Origin of the sequence: Pseudofrankia coriaricola (assembly GCF_001854805.1) — a bacterium.
Classification (GTDB): Bacteria; Actinomycetota; Actinomycetes; order Frankiales; family Frankiaceae; genus Pseudofrankia.
In genome coordinates this window covers 78,475-95,739 of the sequence record NZ_MBLO01000125.1, presented here as the reverse complement: position 1 = coordinate 95,739, position 17,265 = coordinate 78,475, and the positions used below count along the sequence as shown (strand labels likewise).

At 68.9% G+C, this 17,265-nt stretch carries 15 protein-coding genes; 8 read left to right on the top strand and 7 right to left on the bottom strand.

Annotation, left to right across the window (positions count from 1 at the left end; translation table 11 throughout):
- Positions 1–163 precede the first annotated feature (163 nt).
- From BCD48_RS18340 to BCD48_RS18310, 7 genes are all read left to right on the top strand, one after another.
- Positions 164–1,051, top strand: coding sequence for an enoyl-CoA hydratase/isomerase family protein (locus BCD48_RS18340; protein WP_071049645.1), 888 nt, complete (start codon positions 164–166; stop codon positions 1,049–1,051).
- 45 nt (positions 1,052–1,096) lie between these two features.
- Positions 1,097–1,330: a tautomerase family protein gene (locus BCD48_RS18335; RefSeq protein WP_071049769.1), complete on the top strand. Its 234-nt coding sequence runs from the start codon at positions 1,097–1,099 to the stop codon at positions 1,328–1,330.
- 46 nt (positions 1,331–1,376) lie between these two features.
- Positions 1,377–2,294, top strand: a complete 918-nt coding sequence (locus tag BCD48_RS18330; protein ID WP_071049644.1) for an NAD(P)-dependent oxidoreductase — start codon at positions 1,377–1,379, stop codon at positions 2,292–2,294.
- A gap of 57 nt (positions 2,295–2,351) precedes the next feature.
- Positions 2,352–3,161 (top strand): thiamine pyrophosphate-binding protein, encoded by an 810-nt coding sequence (locus BCD48_RS18325; RefSeq protein ID WP_071049643.1) that lies wholly within the window; start codon positions 2,352–2,354, stop codon positions 3,159–3,161.
- Positions 3,154–4,158: a transketolase family protein gene (locus BCD48_RS18320; RefSeq protein ID WP_071049642.1), complete on the top strand. Its 1,005-nt coding sequence runs from the start codon at positions 3,154–3,156 to the stop codon at positions 4,156–4,158. The genes BCD48_RS18325 and BCD48_RS18320 overlap by 8 nt, the downstream gene beginning before the upstream one ends.
- Positions 4,159–4,233: 75 nt before the next feature.
- Positions 4,234–5,694 carry an NAD-dependent succinate-semialdehyde dehydrogenase gene (locus BCD48_RS18315; RefSeq protein ID WP_071049641.1) on the top strand — a complete coding sequence of 487 codons (1,461 nt, stop codon included), beginning with the start codon at positions 4,234–4,236 and terminating at the stop codon, positions 5,692–5,694.
- A gap of 51 nt (positions 5,695–5,745) precedes the next feature.
- Positions 5,746–7,110, top strand: coding sequence for an amidohydrolase family protein (locus BCD48_RS18310; RefSeq protein ID WP_083418834.1), 1,365 nt, complete (start codon positions 5,746–5,748; stop codon positions 7,108–7,110).
- Positions 7,111–7,609: 499 nt separating this feature from the next.
- Here BCD48_RS18310 and BCD48_RS18305 read toward each other — a convergent pair whose 3' ends face one another.
- The 5 genes from BCD48_RS18305 to BCD48_RS51365 form a co-directional block, all read right to left on the bottom strand.
- Positions 7,610–8,683 (bottom strand): ABC transporter ATP-binding protein, encoded by a 1,074-nt coding sequence (locus BCD48_RS18305; RefSeq protein WP_071049640.1) that lies wholly within the window; start codon positions 8,681–8,683, stop codon positions 7,610–7,612.
- Positions 8,680–10,191 (bottom strand): ABC transporter permease, encoded by a 1,512-nt coding sequence (locus BCD48_RS18300; RefSeq protein ID WP_071049639.1) that lies wholly within the window; start codon positions 10,189–10,191, stop codon positions 8,680–8,682. Before BCD48_RS18300 ends, BCD48_RS18305 begins: the two co-directional genes overlap by 4 nt.
- Before the next feature lie 47 nt (positions 10,192–10,238).
- Positions 10,239–11,249, bottom strand: coding sequence for an iron ABC transporter substrate-binding protein (locus BCD48_RS18295; RefSeq protein WP_071049638.1), 1,011 nt, complete (start codon positions 11,247–11,249; stop codon positions 10,239–10,241).
- Between the two features lie 77 nt (positions 11,250–11,326).
- On the bottom strand, positions 11,327–14,173 hold the full coding sequence (locus BCD48_RS18290) for an AMP-binding protein (protein ID WP_083418833.1): 2,847 nt from the start codon (positions 14,171–14,173) through the stop codon (positions 11,327–11,329).
- A 792-nt stretch (positions 14,174–14,965) separates the two neighbouring features.
- The gene (locus tag BCD48_RS51365; RefSeq protein WP_157910523.1) at positions 14,966–15,136 is read right to left on the bottom strand and encodes a hypothetical protein; all 171 of its coding nucleotides are present in this window, start codon (positions 15,134–15,136) and stop codon (positions 14,966–14,968) included.
- Positions 15,137–16,045: 909 nt separating this feature from the next.
- Here BCD48_RS51365 and BCD48_RS18285 point away from each other — a divergent pair.
- The gene (locus BCD48_RS18285; RefSeq protein WP_491677145.1) at positions 16,046–16,630 is read left to right on the top strand and encodes a hypothetical protein; all 585 of its coding nucleotides are present in this window, start codon (positions 16,046–16,048) and stop codon (positions 16,628–16,630) included.
- On the opposite strand, the gene BCD48_RS18280 is transcribed toward BCD48_RS18285, so the two are convergent.
- Positions 16,624–16,818, bottom strand: coding sequence for a hypothetical protein (locus BCD48_RS18280; RefSeq protein WP_071049637.1), 195 nt, complete (start codon positions 16,816–16,818; stop codon positions 16,624–16,626). The genes BCD48_RS18285 and BCD48_RS18280 overlap by 7 nt on opposite strands.
- A 19-nt stretch (positions 16,819–16,837) precedes the next feature.
- The gene (locus tag BCD48_RS50720) at positions 16,838–17,110 is read right to left on the bottom strand and encodes a recombinase family protein (RefSeq protein ID WP_131804037.1); all 273 of its coding nucleotides are present in this window, start codon (positions 17,108–17,110) and stop codon (positions 16,838–16,840) included.
- Positions 17,111–17,265 lie beyond the last annotated feature (155 nt).

The window sequence follows — 17,265 nt, the reverse complement described above, 5'->3', positions numbered from 1 at the left end:
CCGGGTGTCCCGTGCTGTCAACGCCGAACCGGCGATCGCTTTGCTGGTCCACGGGCCTTGACGAGGAGTGGGTCGAGCTTGATACTGGCCTAGCCAATTGACCACATGCGTCGCTGAGCCCGTTCCGCGGCCACCGCGCGCCGACTGGTGAGTCGAGGACCTTATGTCGTTGCAGGAGTTCGTCCCCACGCCGAAGTTCGACGACTACCGGCGCGCGTTCGAGGAGTTCTTCCACCTGGAGCGCCGTGACGGGGTGCTGGTCGCGCGGGCGCACACCCGCGGCGGCTCGATCCAGCTCAGCGTGCAGAACCATCGCGCTCTCGGCCAGCTGCTCAAGACGATCGGCGCCGACCCGGAGAACGAGGTGCTCATCCTCGCCGGCTCGGGCCCGGACTTCATGATGGAGTCCGATCCGTCCGGGTTCGAGCTCGAGGACGCCGACATGCCCTACTGGGCGTACGAGTACGCCTACAAGGACGGTCGTATCAACGTCTCCTCACTCATCAACGACCTTGAGATCCCGACCATCGGTGTCCTTAACGGGCCGGGCTTCCACACCGAGATCGTGCTGATGTGCGACATCACGTTGTGCGCCCAGGAGGCCACTCTCTTCGACCTCCACTACGACATCGGCTCCGTGCCGGCGGACGGGATCCACACCTGCTTCCAGGAGCTGCTCGGCGTGAAGCGCGCCGCGTATGCGCTGCTGACCGGCGAGGCGATCTCCGCGCGCACGGCTCTCGAGTGGGGGATGGTCAACGAACTGCTCCYTCGTGAGCAGCTGATCGACAGAGCCCTCGTCATCGCCGACCACATCATGAGCCAGCCGCGCATCACCCGGCGGCTGACCACGCAGATCGTCCGACGGCCGTGGAAGAAGCGCATCGTGGACGACCTGGACGGCGGTTTCGGAATCCAGATGTTCGGTCACGTCGCCAAGCAGAAGAGCATTCACGGCCGTGAGGCGATCTCCTCGACCGTGGAATACGTCCGGCAGGGGCGGCGCAACAGCTTCGACAAGGACGGCAATTCGGCGTCGGCCGGGGGCTGAGCCCTCACGGGCATGCTCGATGCCGCGTCCGCCAAGGAGGGAAAGATGCCGGAAGTACACGTCTACATGGCCGAGGGCCGAACGGACGAGCAGAAGCGAAACATGATGCTCGCCGTCACTCGCGCGCTCGTGGACAACCTCGACTGCCCGCCGGACGTCGTCACGGTTCAAATCATCGAGTCCAGGTGGACCGACAAGATGAAGAACGGCCGGACGTTCGCGGAGCGCTATGCCGAAAAGACCCCGCCGGGTTACCAGGCCCGACAGGCCGACCAGTGAGCCTGTCCGGGCGGGCTGGGGCCGGGCGGACGAAGGAGGACCTGACATGACGAAGCTCGGCTGGCTCGGTACCGGCCGAATGGGCGCCGCGATGGCGGCCCGGTTGATCGACGCCGGTAACGATGTGCTCATCTGGAACCGCACCGCCGCCAAGACCGCCCCGCTGGTCGAAAAGGGCGCGACGCGGGTCGAGACTGTCGCCGACCTGTGCGCGGCGGACGTCGTGTTCACCATGGTGTCGACTCCCAGGGATCTCGAGGAGGTCGCCGCCGGGCCCGGCGGTCTCCTCGCGTACGAGCAGGAGCCCGAGACCGCGCTCAAGGTCCTCGTCGACTGCTCGACGGTGTCCATGGAGACGTCGGCGTGGGTGCGCGCGCGGGCGGCGAAGGCCGGAGTTGCCTTCCTCGCCGCCCCGGTGAGCGGCAACCCGCACGTCGTCGCCTCAGGCGGCGCGAGCATCGTCGCGTCCGGCCCGCGCGACTCCTACGACCTCGTCGCGCCCTATCTCCTACAGATCGCGAAAGTCGCGGTGTGGACGGGGGAGGAGGAGCAGAGCCGCCTCGTCAAGCTCTGCCACAACCTCTACCTCGGAGTCATGGTTCAGGCGCTCGTCGAGGTCACCAGCCTCGCCGAGAAGGGCGGCACCGATCGCGCGGCCTTCCTGGAATTCCTGAACGGCACCGTCCTGGGTTCGGACTGGGTCCGCAAGCGGACGAAGGACCTGGTCGCGCAGGACTGGACACCGACCTTCACCACCGAACTGTTGCGCAAGGACTTCGACCTCGGTCTCGGCGCCGCGCGCGCCCTGGAGGTCCCGATGCCGGTGGCGGCGTCGGTACACCAGCTGATCCAAAGCGCCATCGGGTCGGGGCTGCGCGACGCGGACTTCCTGTCGCTGTTCGTCCAGCAGGCCAGGATCGCCGGGCTCCCAACCGAAACCGACCAGTTCCCCACGAAGTCGTAGCAGCGCACAGCCACGCCCGACACCCCGGCAAGGCCACGTAGTCCAAGGAGAGTGCCCATGCCCCATCTCGCCGCGGAATCCAGCGAGGTGCGCCGGTTCGCCGACGCCCTCCGGCTCGAAGCCGTGCGCATGGTAGCCCCGCACGGCTTCGGCTATCTCGGCCAGGCGCTGTCCTCGGCGGAGCTCCTCGCGACGTTGTACCTGCGGGCCTATCGCCCCGGCGTGGACCAGCTCGTCTGCTCGCCGGGTCACTACATCATCGCCGTGTTCGCCGCCGCCGCGCAGATCGGACTCGTCGACCGAGAGCAGCTCGCCACGTACGGCTTCGACGACAGCGCCCTCGAAGCGATCGGCACGGAACGCTCGCCCGCGGTCGACCTCACCTGCGGGTCCCTCGGCCTCGGTCTGTCCAGCGGTGCCGGCTTCGCGCTCGCAAACCGGTTAAAGGGCGATAGCGATGCCCGCGTCTACGTCGTGGCAAGCGACGGAGAGCTGGAGGAGGGCCAACTGTGGGAGGCGGCCTTGTTCGCCGGGCACCACCACCTCGACCGGCTCGTCGTGCTGCTCGACGCCAACGACTCGCAGGTCGACGGACCGGTCAGCTCGATCACGACACTTGAACCGGTAGCCGACAAGTGGGCGGCATTCGGCTGGAACACCCACGACATCGACGGCCACGACGTCGACGCCCTGGGCGACGCGGTCGCCGCCGCCCTGCACGCCGACCGGCCGAGCGTGATCATCGCGCGGACCTCGACACGGACCGGACTGGACGTCCTGCCGCCAGACGCGGACGGGCACTTCATCAAGCTGCCGCCGGGCCTCGCGCGCGAGGCCATCGCCGAACTGGAGGCCCGTCTTGCGTAACCCGCCATACCCCACTGTCCTCAAGCCCTACGGCACCGCGCTGGTCGACATGGCGTCGGCACGCGAAGAGATCGTCTGTCTGTCGGGTGATCTCACGCGCCAGTGTGAGGTCGACCTGTTCCAGGAGAAGATCCCGGAACGGTTCATCCACGGCGGAATGGCCGAGGCCAACATGATGAGCGTCGCCGGCGCTCTCGCGCGCAAGGGTCTGATCCCGTTCGTGCACACCTTCGGTGTGTTCGCCACCCGACGGCCGTACGACCAGATCGTCAACTCGATCGCCTATCCGCGACTTCCCGTGCGCATTGTGGGCTTTATGCCCGGCGTCTCCAGCCCCGGCGGGCCGAGCCACCAAGCCATCGAGGACATCGCGATCATGCGTGCAATCCCTGGCATGACCGTGATCGACGTCGCCGACGCGGTCCAGAGCCGCGCCGCCGTCGCGGCGATCGTCGACCTTCCCGGCCCGGTGTACCTGCGCCTGAAGCGGGGCGAGATCCCGGTCATCTTCGACGAGCCACACCACCTCTCGCTGGAAGACGCGCAGGTGCTCACCGAAGGCGACGCCGTGGCCGTGATCGCCTGCGGAATGATGATCCCTGCGGCTCTGGCGGCGGCTGAGGTGCTCGGCGCCGCCGGCGTGTCCGTCGCCGTGGTCAACACGCCTGTCCTCAAGCCGTTCCCCGGTCCGACAGTGCTGGATGTGGCGCGCGGCGTACGAGCCGTCGTCACCGCGGAGAACCACTCCGTCATCGGTGGGCTCGGTTCGGCCGTCGCGGAGACACTCGCGACCGCGGGGCTGGGCCGTCCGCTGCGCCGCGTCGGGCTGCAGGACACCTTCGCGGAGGGCGCGAAGAGCGCTCCGCACCTGTTCCGGAAGTACGGACTGTCCACGCGCGACATCGTCGCCGCGGCATGGTCCGCCCTCGGCCGTGAGGACCCGACACCCACGGTGCCCGAGCTCCCCGTGACCGCCGGCGAGTACGCGCCGGTCTGAGCAGCGACGGTGTGCGATTCGGGCGGCGGCGACTGGAGCCGCGCGAGCGCGCCAGCGCGCGGAAAGCGATAAGACATGCCCCACGATCTGGATGCTCTGCTGAGTGCGGTGCCGACGCGGCTGCACATCGGCGGTGAGTGGCGCGACGCGAGCGACGGCGCCACCCTCGAGGTCATCGATCCCTCGACGGCCAAACCGCTGACCACGGTCGCCTCCGCGACCCCCGATGACGGGATCGCCGCGGTCGCCGCCGCCGAGGAGGCGCTGCGCTCCTGGCGGCGCACCGCTCCTCGTACGCGCGCTGAGCTGCTGCGGCGCGCTTTCGAGCTGATGATGCAACGACAGGAGTGGTTCGCGCTTCTGATCAGTGCGGAGAACGGCAAAGCGCTCCCAGACGCGCTGGCTGAGGTCGCGTACGCCGCGGAGTTCTTCCGCTGGTACTCCGAGGAAGCGGTCCGGCTGGGCGGAACCGTCCACGTCGCCCCCAGCGGCGACTATCGCGTCGTCGTGGAACGCGAGCCGATCGGTGTGGCCGTTCTGGTTACCCCGTGGAACTACCCCGCGGCGATGGCGACGCGCAAGATAGCGCCCGCGCTCGCGGCCGGCTGCACCGTCGTGCTGAAACCAGCGACCGACACGCCGCTGACCGCTCTCGCCACAGCCGCCCTGCTCGCCGAGGCCGGCGTACCGCCAGGGGTGGTGAACGTGCTGCCCGCGCAGCGCTCCGGCGAGGTCGTCAGCAGGCTGCTGTCCGCGCCCGCCGTGCGGAAGGTCTCCTTCACCGGGTCGACGGCGGTCGGTGTCACTCTCCTGCACGCCGCGGCCGACCGTGTCCTCAGCTCGTCGATGGAGCTCGGCGGCAACGCTCCGTTCCTCGTGCTCGCCGACGCGGACCTGGACCGGGCCGTCGCCGGTGCCATGGCGGCGAAGATGCGTAACGGCGGAGAGGCATGCACCGCGGCCAACCGCTTCTATGTTCACGACTTGGTCGCCGACGAGTTCTCCCGCGCCTTCGCCGCCAGGATGGAGTCGCTACGTGTCGGCCCCGGGTACGAGGACGGCGTGACGCTGGGTCCGCTCGTCAACGAAGCGGCGCGGGACAGGATGGGTGCCCTCGTGGCCGATGCAGTCGGCCGCGGAGCCGCCCTCGTCACCGGCGGCGCAGTCCCGGACCGCGAGGGCTACTACTACCCGCCGACGGTGGTCGACCATGTCCCGGCCGAGGCCAATCTCCTGCGTGAGGAGATCTTTGGCCCCGTCGCCCCGATCGTCCGATTCACCGAGGTAGACGAGGCGATCACCGCGGCCAACGTGACGGACTACGGGCTCGTCTCCTACGTCTACACCGCCGATCTTGCCGAGGGCATGCGGGTCGCTGAGGCGCTCGAGACCGGGATGGTCGGGCTGAACCGCGGGATCGTCTCCGATCCGAGCGCACCGTTCGGTGGCGTCAAGCTAAGCGGCCTTGGTCGAGAGGGCGGCCACGAGGGAATGCTCGAGTACACGGAGACCAAGTATATCGCCACATCGTGGTAAAGATTGGCACGAGTCCGACCGGTAGGGCACGGTACAACTTATGGAGAAGAGATGAACGATCCTGAGCAGTTCGGCGGCTCAGGCGCCAACCCGTTCGTTCTCCGCAACGGGCTCGTGCTGTCGATGGACCCGCGGGTCGGTGACTTCGAGACCGCGGACGTCCTGGTCCAGGACGGCAGGATCCAGGCAGTCGGCCCCCAGCTCACATCCGACGCGCCCTCCCTCGACTGCGCCGGGCGAATCATCCTGCCGGGATTCGTCAACTCGCATCACCACATGTTCCAGACCGCGCTGCGCGGCTACTGGGCCGACGCGCTGTCCGACGACTACTTCAGCCAGTCTCGTCAGGGTGACAAGGCGTTCTTCCACGTCTACACGCCCGAGGACATCTACTGGGGCCAGTACGCCGGCGCCCTAGAACAGATCAGCTCCGGAACGACCACCGTCGTCGACACGTCCCAGTGCACCGAAACGCCCGAGCACACCGACGCCGCCGCCGATGCCCTCATCGCCTCCGGCTTGCGCTGCGTCTACGCGTACTCGCCCAGGGCCCACGGAAGCAGAGCCCACCCGTCCTACGCCTACCCGGCCGACGTCGACCGCCTCCGCGACACCTACTTCAGCTCGGACGACCAGCTCGTGACCCTGGCGCTGGGCTCGCCGGTCGACGAACAGAACTGGCGCCTAGCCCGCGAACGTGACCTCACCATGTTCTCCCATGTCAACGACGAGGCGACCGGCCTGCAGCTAGAAAAGCTCAGCGGACTCGGACTCACCGGGCCATGGAACACCTACATCCACTGCACCGGCCTCGCGGAGAGCACGTGGCGCACGATCGCTCGCACCGGCGGCCACGTAAGTTTGTCGAATCTCGTCGAACAGACGCTCTGCACTGGCCTACCAGGAATGCAGCCCGCCCTCGACCACGGAATACAGCCGAGTTTTAGCACCGACGCGGTCAGCCTCGGCCCAACCGACCTCTTCACCCAGATGCGCGCCGCCTACGCGCTGCAGCGAAGCCGCCGGCAAGAGCGCGCCATCGCCGGCGAGCCCGTCCACTCAGACCCGCTCACCACGCGGGACATCCTCAGGATGGCCACCATCGAGGGCGCACGAGCGGCACACCTGGACCACCGGGTCGGCTCCCTCACTCCGGGCAAACAGGCGGACATCCTCGTGCTCAACGCGCTCGCGCTCAACGCGGCACCCGTCAACCACGCAGCCGGCGCCGTCGTGATGCTGATGGACACAAGCAACGTCGAGACAGTGATCATCGGCGGGCGCGTCGTCAAGCACGCCGGCCGACTGGTACGCGTGAACGTACCGGCCGTCGTGAAAGCCCTCCAGCGCTCCGTCGACGGCATCCTGTCCCGATCGGCAGCCCCGCGGGTCCTCTTCACTTCCTGCCGCGCTTGAGCGTGTCGTTAACTTGCCTGCCTCTCAGGTCGTCCCGCGGTCGTCTCGTCTTTGGACAAAGCGCCGACGAGTTCCTGCAGACCCTCGCCGCCTACTGTGAACGAATCAACGACTCGGGCGCGAGGTATTCCTCAAGCCACCACCATCTCACTTGATCCCATCTGCGGGCCCCTCGGCTAAGGCCCCTGGGAGGTGCCGGAGCTCCTGCCGCGCTGGTGGGCCGAGTCTGCATGACGATCAGGCCGCTGGGGAAATCGTGCTGGCGGGGCGCCGCGACTACTGGTCGGCTTGTCGCATGTGACGGCGTGTCGACGACTTCGACGACTGGGGAGACGGGCCCGTGCGTAGTCGCTGCGCACGATCGCCAGGCTGGGGAGACTCCGCGGGATGGTTCATTTGGCGGCTGGTCGGGACTGGAGACCTGGTGGCTGGGCGAAGCCCTCGCGCAGCGTGGGCAGCGTTCGCTTTCCGGACGCTTTCAGGGACCGGGCGGGTGGGGTCACCCGGGTGCGGAGTAGGCGGTCACCGGGCCGGCCACTGCCAGCCGTACCCGCGCGCCGGGGCTTGGGAGCTGGTCGCCTGGGATTCTGGCCGTCACGGTCAGACCCGAGCGGGTGAGCTGGAGCTGGACCGTCGCGTCGTGGCCGAAGTACCGGATCTCGGTCACCTCACCGACCAGGTCACCGTTGCGGCCACTGTCGTGGGCGCCGTCGGTGCCGTCCGCCGGGCCGAGGAGCCTTATCTGCTCCGGCCGGATGAGCACCCGCGCCGCGCCCTCGGCGCCACCGGCGGCCACCGGCAGTGTGCCGAGGTCGCAGGACGCGGTGAGGCCGGTGACGACGGCTGGCACGAACACGGCCGCGCCGACGAACGCTGCCACGACCGGGTCGCCGGGCATGGAGTAGACATCGCGCGGCGGGCCGACCTGCGCGATGCGGCCGGCGGCCATCACGGCGACCTGGTCCGCGAGCGACAGCGCCTCGTTCTGGTCGTGGGTGACCAGCAACGCGGTGGTTCCGTTGGCGCGCAGGGCCTCGACGACCGCGTTGGCGGTGCTCAGGCGCAGCCCGGCGTCCAGGGATGAGAACGGCTCGTCGAGTAGCACGAGAGCGGGGCGGGGCGCCAGCGCGCGGGCGAGCGCCACCCGCTGCTGCTGGCCGCCGGAGAGCTGGTGCGGGAACCGGTGGGCCAGGCCCGCGTCGAGGCCAACGAGGTCGAGCAGTTTCGCGGCGCGGCGACCGGCCCGGCGCTCGGTGCGGGGCAGCCCGAACCCGATGTTGGCCGCGACGTCCACGTGCGGGAACAGCGCGCCCTCCTGCGGGACGTAGCCCACTCCTCGCCGCTGGGCGGGGACGCTGCGACCGGGGCCGAACACCTGTCGCCCGCCGAGTTCGATCGTCCCCGCATCCGGGTCGCCGAATCCGGCCACCAGCCGCAGCAGCGTGGTCTTGCCGCAGCCCGAGGGCCCGAGCACGGCCGTCACGCTGCCGTCGGTGACGTGCAGGTCGACGCCGGCGAGCGCCGTCGTCGCGCCAAAATGCTTGGTCACCTGGCTGACGGTGAGCGCTTTCATGGGCCTCTCCGGACCGATCGGGTGAGCAGGAGCGTCGCCGGGGTCGACAGCGCCACCATGAGCGCCGCGTACGGGGCGGCCGCGCCGTAGTCGATGTCGTTCGTCTCGCTCCAGAACTGGGTCGCCAGCGTCTCGGTGCCGGTCGGCGACAGCAGCAGCGTGGCGGTGAGCTCAGTGACCACCGCGAGGAAGACGAGGATCGCGCCGGCTCCGATGCCGGGCGCTATCAACGGGAGGGTGACGCGCCGCCAGGCCCGCATCGGGGAGTTCCCGAGGGCGAGCGCGACATCGTCGAGGACCGGCGGTGCCTGCGCGATCGCGGCCCGCGCTGCCACCATGGCCCTGGGCAGGAACATGATCGCGTATGCGATGATCAGCAGGGTGGTGGTCTGGTACACCGCCGGCAGCACCCGCAGGGACAGGGTGACGAGCGTGAGCGCGACCACGATCCCCGGGAGCGCGTTCGCCGTGTAGGTACTACGTTCAAGGAGCGTGGCGATCCGTCCGGGGTGCCGCACCGCGAGCCAGGCGACCGGGGATGCGAGCGCGACCGTCGCCAGCGCCCCGGCCAGTCCCAGACCCGCCGCGGTCGCCGTCGCCGTGGCCAGGTCGCCGACCGGGAACGCCGTGGAGGCGCCGACCAGCAGCCACCGGACGACGCTGGCGAGGGGCACTCCGAGTGCCAGCGCGACGACCGCGCCGAGACCGGCCACCGCGGGGACGGTGAGCCACCCGAGCCGGGCCGGTTCGGCGGTACGGCTGACACCGGACCCGAGCCGGGCGTAACGGTGCCGGCCGCGCAGGCTCAGCTCGGTCACGACCAGCACCCCGCAGTACAGCACCAGGACGCCGGCAAGCATGTTCGCCGCCGGGCCGTTGAACGACGAGCGGTACTGGTCGTAGATCGCCGTAGTGAACGTCGGGAACCGCAGCATCTGGAGGGCGCCGAACTCGGCGAGCAGATGCAGGCCCACCAGCAGTGATCCGCCCAGGATGGCCGGTCGCAGCTGCGGCAGCACGACCCTGGCGAACGTCCGCCACGAGCCGAGCCCAAGCGAGCGGGCCGACTCCTCCAGCGCCGGGTCGAGCCCGCGCAGCGTGGCGCCGACCGGTAGGTAGACCAGCGGGTAGTACGCGAGCACGACGATCAGGAGCGCGCCCCGGTAGCCCTCGACCGCTGGGGTCAGCGAGACCCACCCGTAGCTGACGACGAACGCCGGCACCGCCAGCGGGGCGGCGAGCAGCACGTGCCACACCCGCCGCAACGGCAGGTCCGTCCGTTCCACCAGCCACGCGGCCGCGGTGCCCAGCACGGCGCTGGCGAGCATGCCGCCGACCACCAGCTCGGTGGTGTTGACGAGCAGGTCGCCGACCCTGGGCCGGACCAGCAGCCGCCAGGTCTCCGACCACCCGACGTCGATCGTGTACCCGATGATGAACAGCAGCGGGACCGCCGCCAGCAGCGCGACGAGCGAGCAGGCCAGGAGCAGCGGGCGCGGGTACGCCATGACCGTGGCGCGCCGTGCCCGTGCTCCCGCCGTCGTCGGCAGGCTGCTCAGAGGAGGCCGGCCTTCTGCATCAGCTCGACGACCTTCGGGCCGTTCAGACTCCCGACGTCGATGGTCGGCGCGTCGAGGTCCGCCAGCGGGGTCAGGGCGGGGTTGGTGGGCACCTTGTCGGATACGGCGTACTCCAGTGCGCCGCTGTCGACCAGGACCCTCTGCCCGGCGTCGCTGGTGAGGAAGCTGACGAACTGCTGCGCCTCGGCCTGCTGGTCACTGGCCGCGAGCATGCCGACCCCGGAGACGCTGATGAACGCGCCAGCGTCCTGGTTGCGGAAGAAGTGCAGCTTGACGTTCTTGCTGTCCTCGCCCGACTCCGCCTGGTCCTGGTACCAGTAGTAGTGGTAGATCACGGCGGCGGGAACCTGGCCGGTGTTCACGGCGCGCATCGCGGCGATGTTGTTGTCGTAGATCTTTGCGTTGTGGTCGAGGCCGGCGAGCCACTCGGCCGTGGCGGGCTCCCCCTCCACCGCGAGCACGGCGCTGACGATGGCCTGGAAGTCCGCGCCGCCAGCCGCGACGCCGATCCGTCCCCGCCACTCGGGCTTGGCCAGGTCCATGATCGAGGTCGGTATCTGGTCTTCGGTGACCTGGCTGGGGTTGTAGATGAACACGGTCGACCGGGCGGCGAAGCCGGCCCAGTTGCCGGTGCTCGGCACGTACTGGTCGGGCACCTGGCCGATGGTCGCCGCGTCGAGGTGGCTGAACCCGCCAGCGCGGTCGACGAGCGTCATCGCCGGCGAGTTCTCGGTGGCGAAGACGTCCGCGGGCGAGCTGTCGCCCTCCTGGATGATCTGGTTGGCCAACGCGGTGTCGCCGCCAGACCGCATTTCGACCTTGATACCGGTCTGCTCGGTGAACGCATCGATCATGACCTGCATCAGGTCCTTGTGCTGCGCGTTGTACAGAGTAAGCGTCTTTCCGTCACCCGACCCACACGCCGACAGGCCCGTCGCAAGGATGGCTGCCGCCAGCGCGGCCGCGATCCGTCCCGCCTTACGCATGGAACTCCTTCGTCATCTTCGTCATCGCGCAAACACGTCGAAACAGGCCAGACAGCTACAAACTTGTAGTAGTTAAGTTAACCCATCCTTACCTTCGATTCCAGATGGGTGACGTGGAGCATGCCTGGCGGTGGGTGCTCAACGTCGGGTCGACCGCCGCGGCGGCGAGCACACGCGAGCCGCGCGGCAGCTGGACGCACTTTCGGTTGCTTGTGCGGGCGCGTTCGACTGGAGGACGCCGGTGGGACGCCCGGCGGATGGGGCACCGGGCGACGGCCCGCCCGGACGAACGAGCGCGGGAGCAGCCTGAGCCGGCCGAACAACGCCGTCACGTCCGACCAGAGCCGCCACGCCGCCACGCCGACGGCAAGCGAGGCCAGCAGCGCCAGGACCGGGTGGTCGACCTGCAATAGGGGAAACACCTGCCAGTGAGTCAGGTAGATGCAGAGCGAGCTGCTGGCCAGTACGCCGGCCAGCCGCCGCAGTGGGCGTGGACAGCGCACGCTTGAGATCCAGATCAGCAGGACCAGGCCACCGAGCACGATGTCCTCCCGGCGCGCGTCCGCGAAGAAGCCGGGGATGGTCAGCGTCGCGGCGGCCGTCACGGCCAGCCGTCGCCACACCGTGGTCGCGGCGGCGGCGGCCCAGCCCAACGCGAACAGCCAGAACACGGCGACCGAGGTCTGCGTATGGCGTGGGCCCGCGGGCAGCACGACCACCTCGAACCGGGTGAGGAGACCGACCGCCAGCGCCCCCATGGCGACGGCGAACGGGAAGCGGCGCTGCGCCCGGTCCAGCACGGGAATGCTGACCAGAACCGCGAGCACCAGCAGGATCTGGACCAGCGCCTCGATGAACCAGAACTCCCAGGTCGGGCCGGCCAGGTCCGGTCCGAACACGTTGGTGAGCAGCACGATGTTGGCGAGGTTGTGCTCGTCCATGACGAGAACGAGCGCCGTGATGAACAGGACGCTCGGAACGGCGATCTGGGCCGTGCTGCGCAGCAGGCCGCGCACCCGCCGCGAGCGCGGAGCAGACGTCAGGTGGAAGCGGGCGAAGTTGTAGCCAGCGACCGCGATCAGCAGGTGAGCGCCGCCGAGGAGGCCACCGATCGCGTCGAAGGTGTTCGCATGGGTACCGACGATCAACACGATCGCGACCGCGCGCAGAAGAGCGCTGATCTCGACGGACGCGCTTCGTCCACGACGCGGCCTGGCCGCCGGGGCCAGATCCCGTAGCGGGGTGGTGTGCCAGCTGGCGGGCAGATGTCCGAGGAGATCTTCCAGGCGCAGCGACAGGTCGACGTAGGACAGCGAGTCGCCGCCAAGACTCACGAACGTGCTGTCCTCGGTGACCTCGTCGCTTCGCAGCACGTCGGCGAACAGTCGCCGCACGTCGGCGGCGACGTCCGACGGCTCGCGTCCGTGCGCGGAGGCGGCCACAGGCCGCGCGGCGGGCACGGGAGGCGCCGCGGCACGCGCGATCCTCCGCATCGTGACGAGGTCCACCTTGCCGGTCGGCAGGCGTGGCAGCGCGTCCACGAGATGGACCCGCACCGCGGTGTCCGGCAGCCGGCACGTCCGCGCGACCAGCCCACGGACGAGCAGCAGGTCGGCGGGGCCCGCGACCACCACGTCGATCGCGGCGTCGTCGGTCACGCAGCAGGCACTCAGCCCATCGGTGGCGAGCACTTCCTCGACCCGGCGCAGGTCGATACGCAGTCCGAACACCTTGGCGAACCTGGTCCGCCGCCCCACGATCTCGTACAGACCGTCGTCGGTCCGGCGCGCGATGTCGCCGGTGCGCAGCTCGTCCAGCGTCGAGCCCAGCGCTAGGTCCGCGGCCGAGTCCGCGTAGCCCATCATGACGTTGGGGCCGGTGTACACCAGTTCCCCCACGGCGTCGGCCACCCCGCCGGCCCCCGCGAGACCGTCCGCGCTGTCACCGACCTGGCCGTCGTCGCGGCCGGCGCCGGCCAGTGGTTCGAGCCGGAACGACCCACCCGGGATCGGCATGCCGATCGTGTGTGGGTGGGTCGCGGCGAGGCGCGGGGGCAGGTAGGCCATGCGAGCGGTGGCCTCGGTCTGGCCGTACATCACGACGAGATCCCAGCCGTCACGCTGCCCAAGCCGGGCATAGCGACTCACACGGTCCGGCGGGAGCCGACCGCCGGCCTGCGTGACATAGCGCAGATGTGGCAGCGGCATCTGGTCGAAACCGACGCGGTCCAGGAGATCAAACGTATACGGCACACCGGCGAGTGAGGTGCCCTTCCCTGCCCGGAAGAGGTCCCAGAAACACGGGTCGGTCACAGATCGGGAAGTGAGGATCAGGCCGGCTCCGCGCCACAGGTGACTGTGGACGACCGACAGTCCGTAGCAGTAGTACATCGGCAGCGTCGTCGGGGCGCGATCCTCCGGCCGCAGCTCGAGGTATTCGGCGATCGACTCGGCATTGGCCTGCAGGTTCGCGTACGACAAGCGAACCAGTTTCGGCGAGCCCGTCGAGCCAGACGTGCTCAGCAGGAGGGCGAGGTCGGGATGCAAGTCGTGGCCGGATCCGTCGCGTCGATGCTCGACCTCGACCGCCGCGCCGACCGGGCGCACCACGACGTCGGGGTCGTAGGCCGTGACGAGCGACGCCGCCGGGCCGGGACCATCACCCGGCGCCAGCAGGACCACATGACCAGCGGACAGCGCCGCCAGGTACATGACGAGCACATCGAGCGAGTTGACCGCGGCGAGCAACACCAGCCGACGTCCAGGGCCAAGCCGCGCGGCGGCCTCGTCGACCCGCGTCCGCAGCTCACGGTACGACAGCTGCCCCTCCGCCGTGACCACCGCGGTGCGTTCGCCATGCCGAGCCAGCTCACGCACGAAGAACGCGGTCGAACCCGCCACGCAGGGCAGGCCAACAGAGGTCATACCGACACCTACACGTTTCGACAAATCTTCCCTGAGTCCTTAATCTCTGTGATGGAGACCGTCGGCTCTACCACGTCCAAGGGCGCGCGACACGCGCTCCAGAGGAGGGAATTGGGGCGCGGACGCGCGAACGGTCCGCGCCTCTCCGAACAGAGCGATGCTCGCTTCAGTGATTCCTGAGCGCATGCTCCACCGAGATGCGGGCGGGAGAACTCGCCCTCGCTCCGCCGACCGGAATACCCACAACAAACCCATCCAACAAGACAGGATCGACGCCTATATCACGCGCCGCGAATCCCGCTGTCGAACGCCGCGAACGACGGCCGGCATTCGCCAGCCGGCCGCGACAACGGCGGATGGCAACGCGGCCAGATGACACAGGTTTCCACGCCATCGACGCGACCGCCGTGGCGAGACACGTCGGCCTGCACCGCTCGACGAGCAGAGGCGCGCGGAGTCGCCCGCCGTCGGACGCCGCCATCGAGCCCGGCCTGGAACCTCCGACCGTGGGAGCGACAGCCACGAGACGAGCAGTCAGCCTAGGTCAGGCGACCCGACCCTGGGACCCGAGACAAGTACGCCTCAGCCGACCACACCACAGGGAAGTCCGCAGGTCAGAGACTTCCTTCACGGTGGAAAGTGACCCGACTGAGCACCGCCCTGCCGCCCCGGCAGGGTTACTCCACCACTCACCCCCGCATCGCCTTCGTAAGGTTAGCCTTAGTTCAATTACTACAAGAATGTCGTAGCACCCGGGCGTTGTCAAGTAGTCGCGTTTCGGGCCCCACAGCCCTAGCAGCGCAGGTCAACGAAGATCCACCACACGCCGCACCGTCCCGCGGCGACTCCGCGCTGGACCGCGGCGGGCAGGCTGGTCCCGTCGGAGCGGGCGAGGATGCATGTCGCGGCCCACGGCGTCACGAGATCCGTTCTGGCCTGATCGCTGCGACCGTCGACCGTCATGTCCCGGACGGTACAACACATACCGTGGCTGAACCGTGACAGTGAACCAACCGTCGATTCGTCGTGAAGCTCCGGACGCATGTCGATCCGTTGAGGGTGCTGTGCGACCTCGGAGAACCTGGCTGGCGGTCTCTTCATCCGCTGGGCGCTCGCCATCCCATACGGCCAGGTCGTAGCTCATGCCAGGAGGCTCCCGTACCGCATTAACGGCCACGTGTCTGGAACCGACAGGGCGCGGGCGCCGGTCGTTGAGATGCGTGGCGCGCCGCCCGCGCCGCGCGCGGCGCAGGACCCCGACGGCCCGCCCGCGCCACTGGGGCCCCGCCTCGCTTCGCTCGGCACCCGGGCACGTCGGGCCCGCCACCCCGCCCGCGCCCGTCGGAGCGTCGCGCCACGCCGAAAGTCAATAGACCTACGACCGGAGCGCTTGAAGCCTTCGATCGCTAAGCGCTGTAAACGCGCTGGTCATGACATGAAAAGTGCCCCCGTGGAGGCTCGTACAGCATCCACGCAACTTTCGGCGTGGGGTCCGGGGCTCGGCCCCGGAGCAGCATGGCGCAGGAGTCTGGGAGCAAACCCGACGGGTTTGCGAACAGGAAGATCTCGATCGCGTGCCCCCGGCGGGGAACCGTGCAGAAGGGGGAGGCGCTGACCTGGGGGTTCCTGCCGGGGAACTGGTTGTGGAGGCCAGTTTCGAGGTTCCGCGTGGTGCGCGATGACCACGACGACTCCTGTCTCGGCGCCTGGTGTGGACGGGCGTAGTGTAGCGTTCCGGGCGGTCACCGCGATCATGGCCGCAGTGGTTGCCCTGACGTTCTTGTTTGGGTTCGGCAATGTCTGACTGCTCGGTCTGCGGCTGGGTGTGCCCGCGTATGTGGCGCCGTTGGTCGCGCCGGTGGTGGACTTGCCGTGCTTGGCCTGCTTGTCGCGATCCGGGAGCTTGCGCTGCGGGGCGCGCCTCGTGAGGAGATCCGGCCTGCTCGTCGACTTCTGGTGTTCGCGAGCGTGGTGACGCTGGCGCTTAATATCGCCGAGCCTATTGCGGCCGGGAACCTGGGTAAGGCGGCGTTCGATGCCGTTGGCCCTCTGCTGCTGATCGGCTGGGCGGAGGTGGGGTCGGGTCTGCTCCATGCTATGCGGCCTGCCGGGTCGGGGGTCGCGCCACCAGAGCCGCACGGGGCTGATGTCGCGGATGGTCGCGCGGTGGCGAAACAGCACGGGTGGGGGGATCGCCCCGCCGCCTCTGAGCCGGCCTCGGCAACGAAGGGGTGTCGAGTGGATGTTAGGGCCCGCGAGCAGGATTTGCTGCATCGAGCTCGGGCCGAGGATGTGCTGCATTGGCAGCAGCATCAGCGGCCGATCTCCGCGGAGACGCTCCGCAAACGCCTGCATGTCGGCGCTGGCGTCGCTCGCAGCCTGGTTGTGCAACTGCGCAGCGACACTCACACCCAGATCGAAAGCACCACGGGCCTCGCCAGGGGAGAGCCTCAGTAGGCGGTGCGATTGGCGTGATGCGGCGCCGCTCCGAGCGCCGACTCCTCCGGGTGGGTCCTGGCTGCCTGGGCATGGCGCCCGGCAGCCAGGACCCTGGCCGGTCGGATGGAGTAGATCAGTTCAGGGTTCGTCTCGCCGCGTTCGGTGAGGATGTGCTGGGCCAGATCGAAGGTGGCAGGCTCGATCACCGCGGCGCGGGCGTCGATGTCACGGAAGCGGACCTTGCCGAGGTAGATGCGATTGGTGAGGACGTCGGCGATGGCTTTGTGCTTCAGGGCTGGTTCCTGGTTGTGCGATCGCCTTGTGGTGCGCGCGGCGGCGTACCAGGTTCCGCTCGTTGAGGTGGGCGGCGATGGCGCGGCAGCCGAGCCGGCGTCGGGTGTAGAGGCGGAAGATCAGTTTGACGATGGTGATTTCGTCGTCGAGGGTCGCGAGGCTGTGCCCGCTGTTGCGGGTGTAGCTGTACGGTGCGGTGCCCACCGTCCATTGGCCCTTGGATCGAATCGCTCATAGCCAGCGATAGGCCGACTGGCTGCGCGGATGGCGCTCCTGGCGAGCATGAGCAACAGATGCTGAGCCTGGATGCACCGATCTGATTCGGCGGCTATTTCAGTTGATCTGTAACGGTCGTTAAC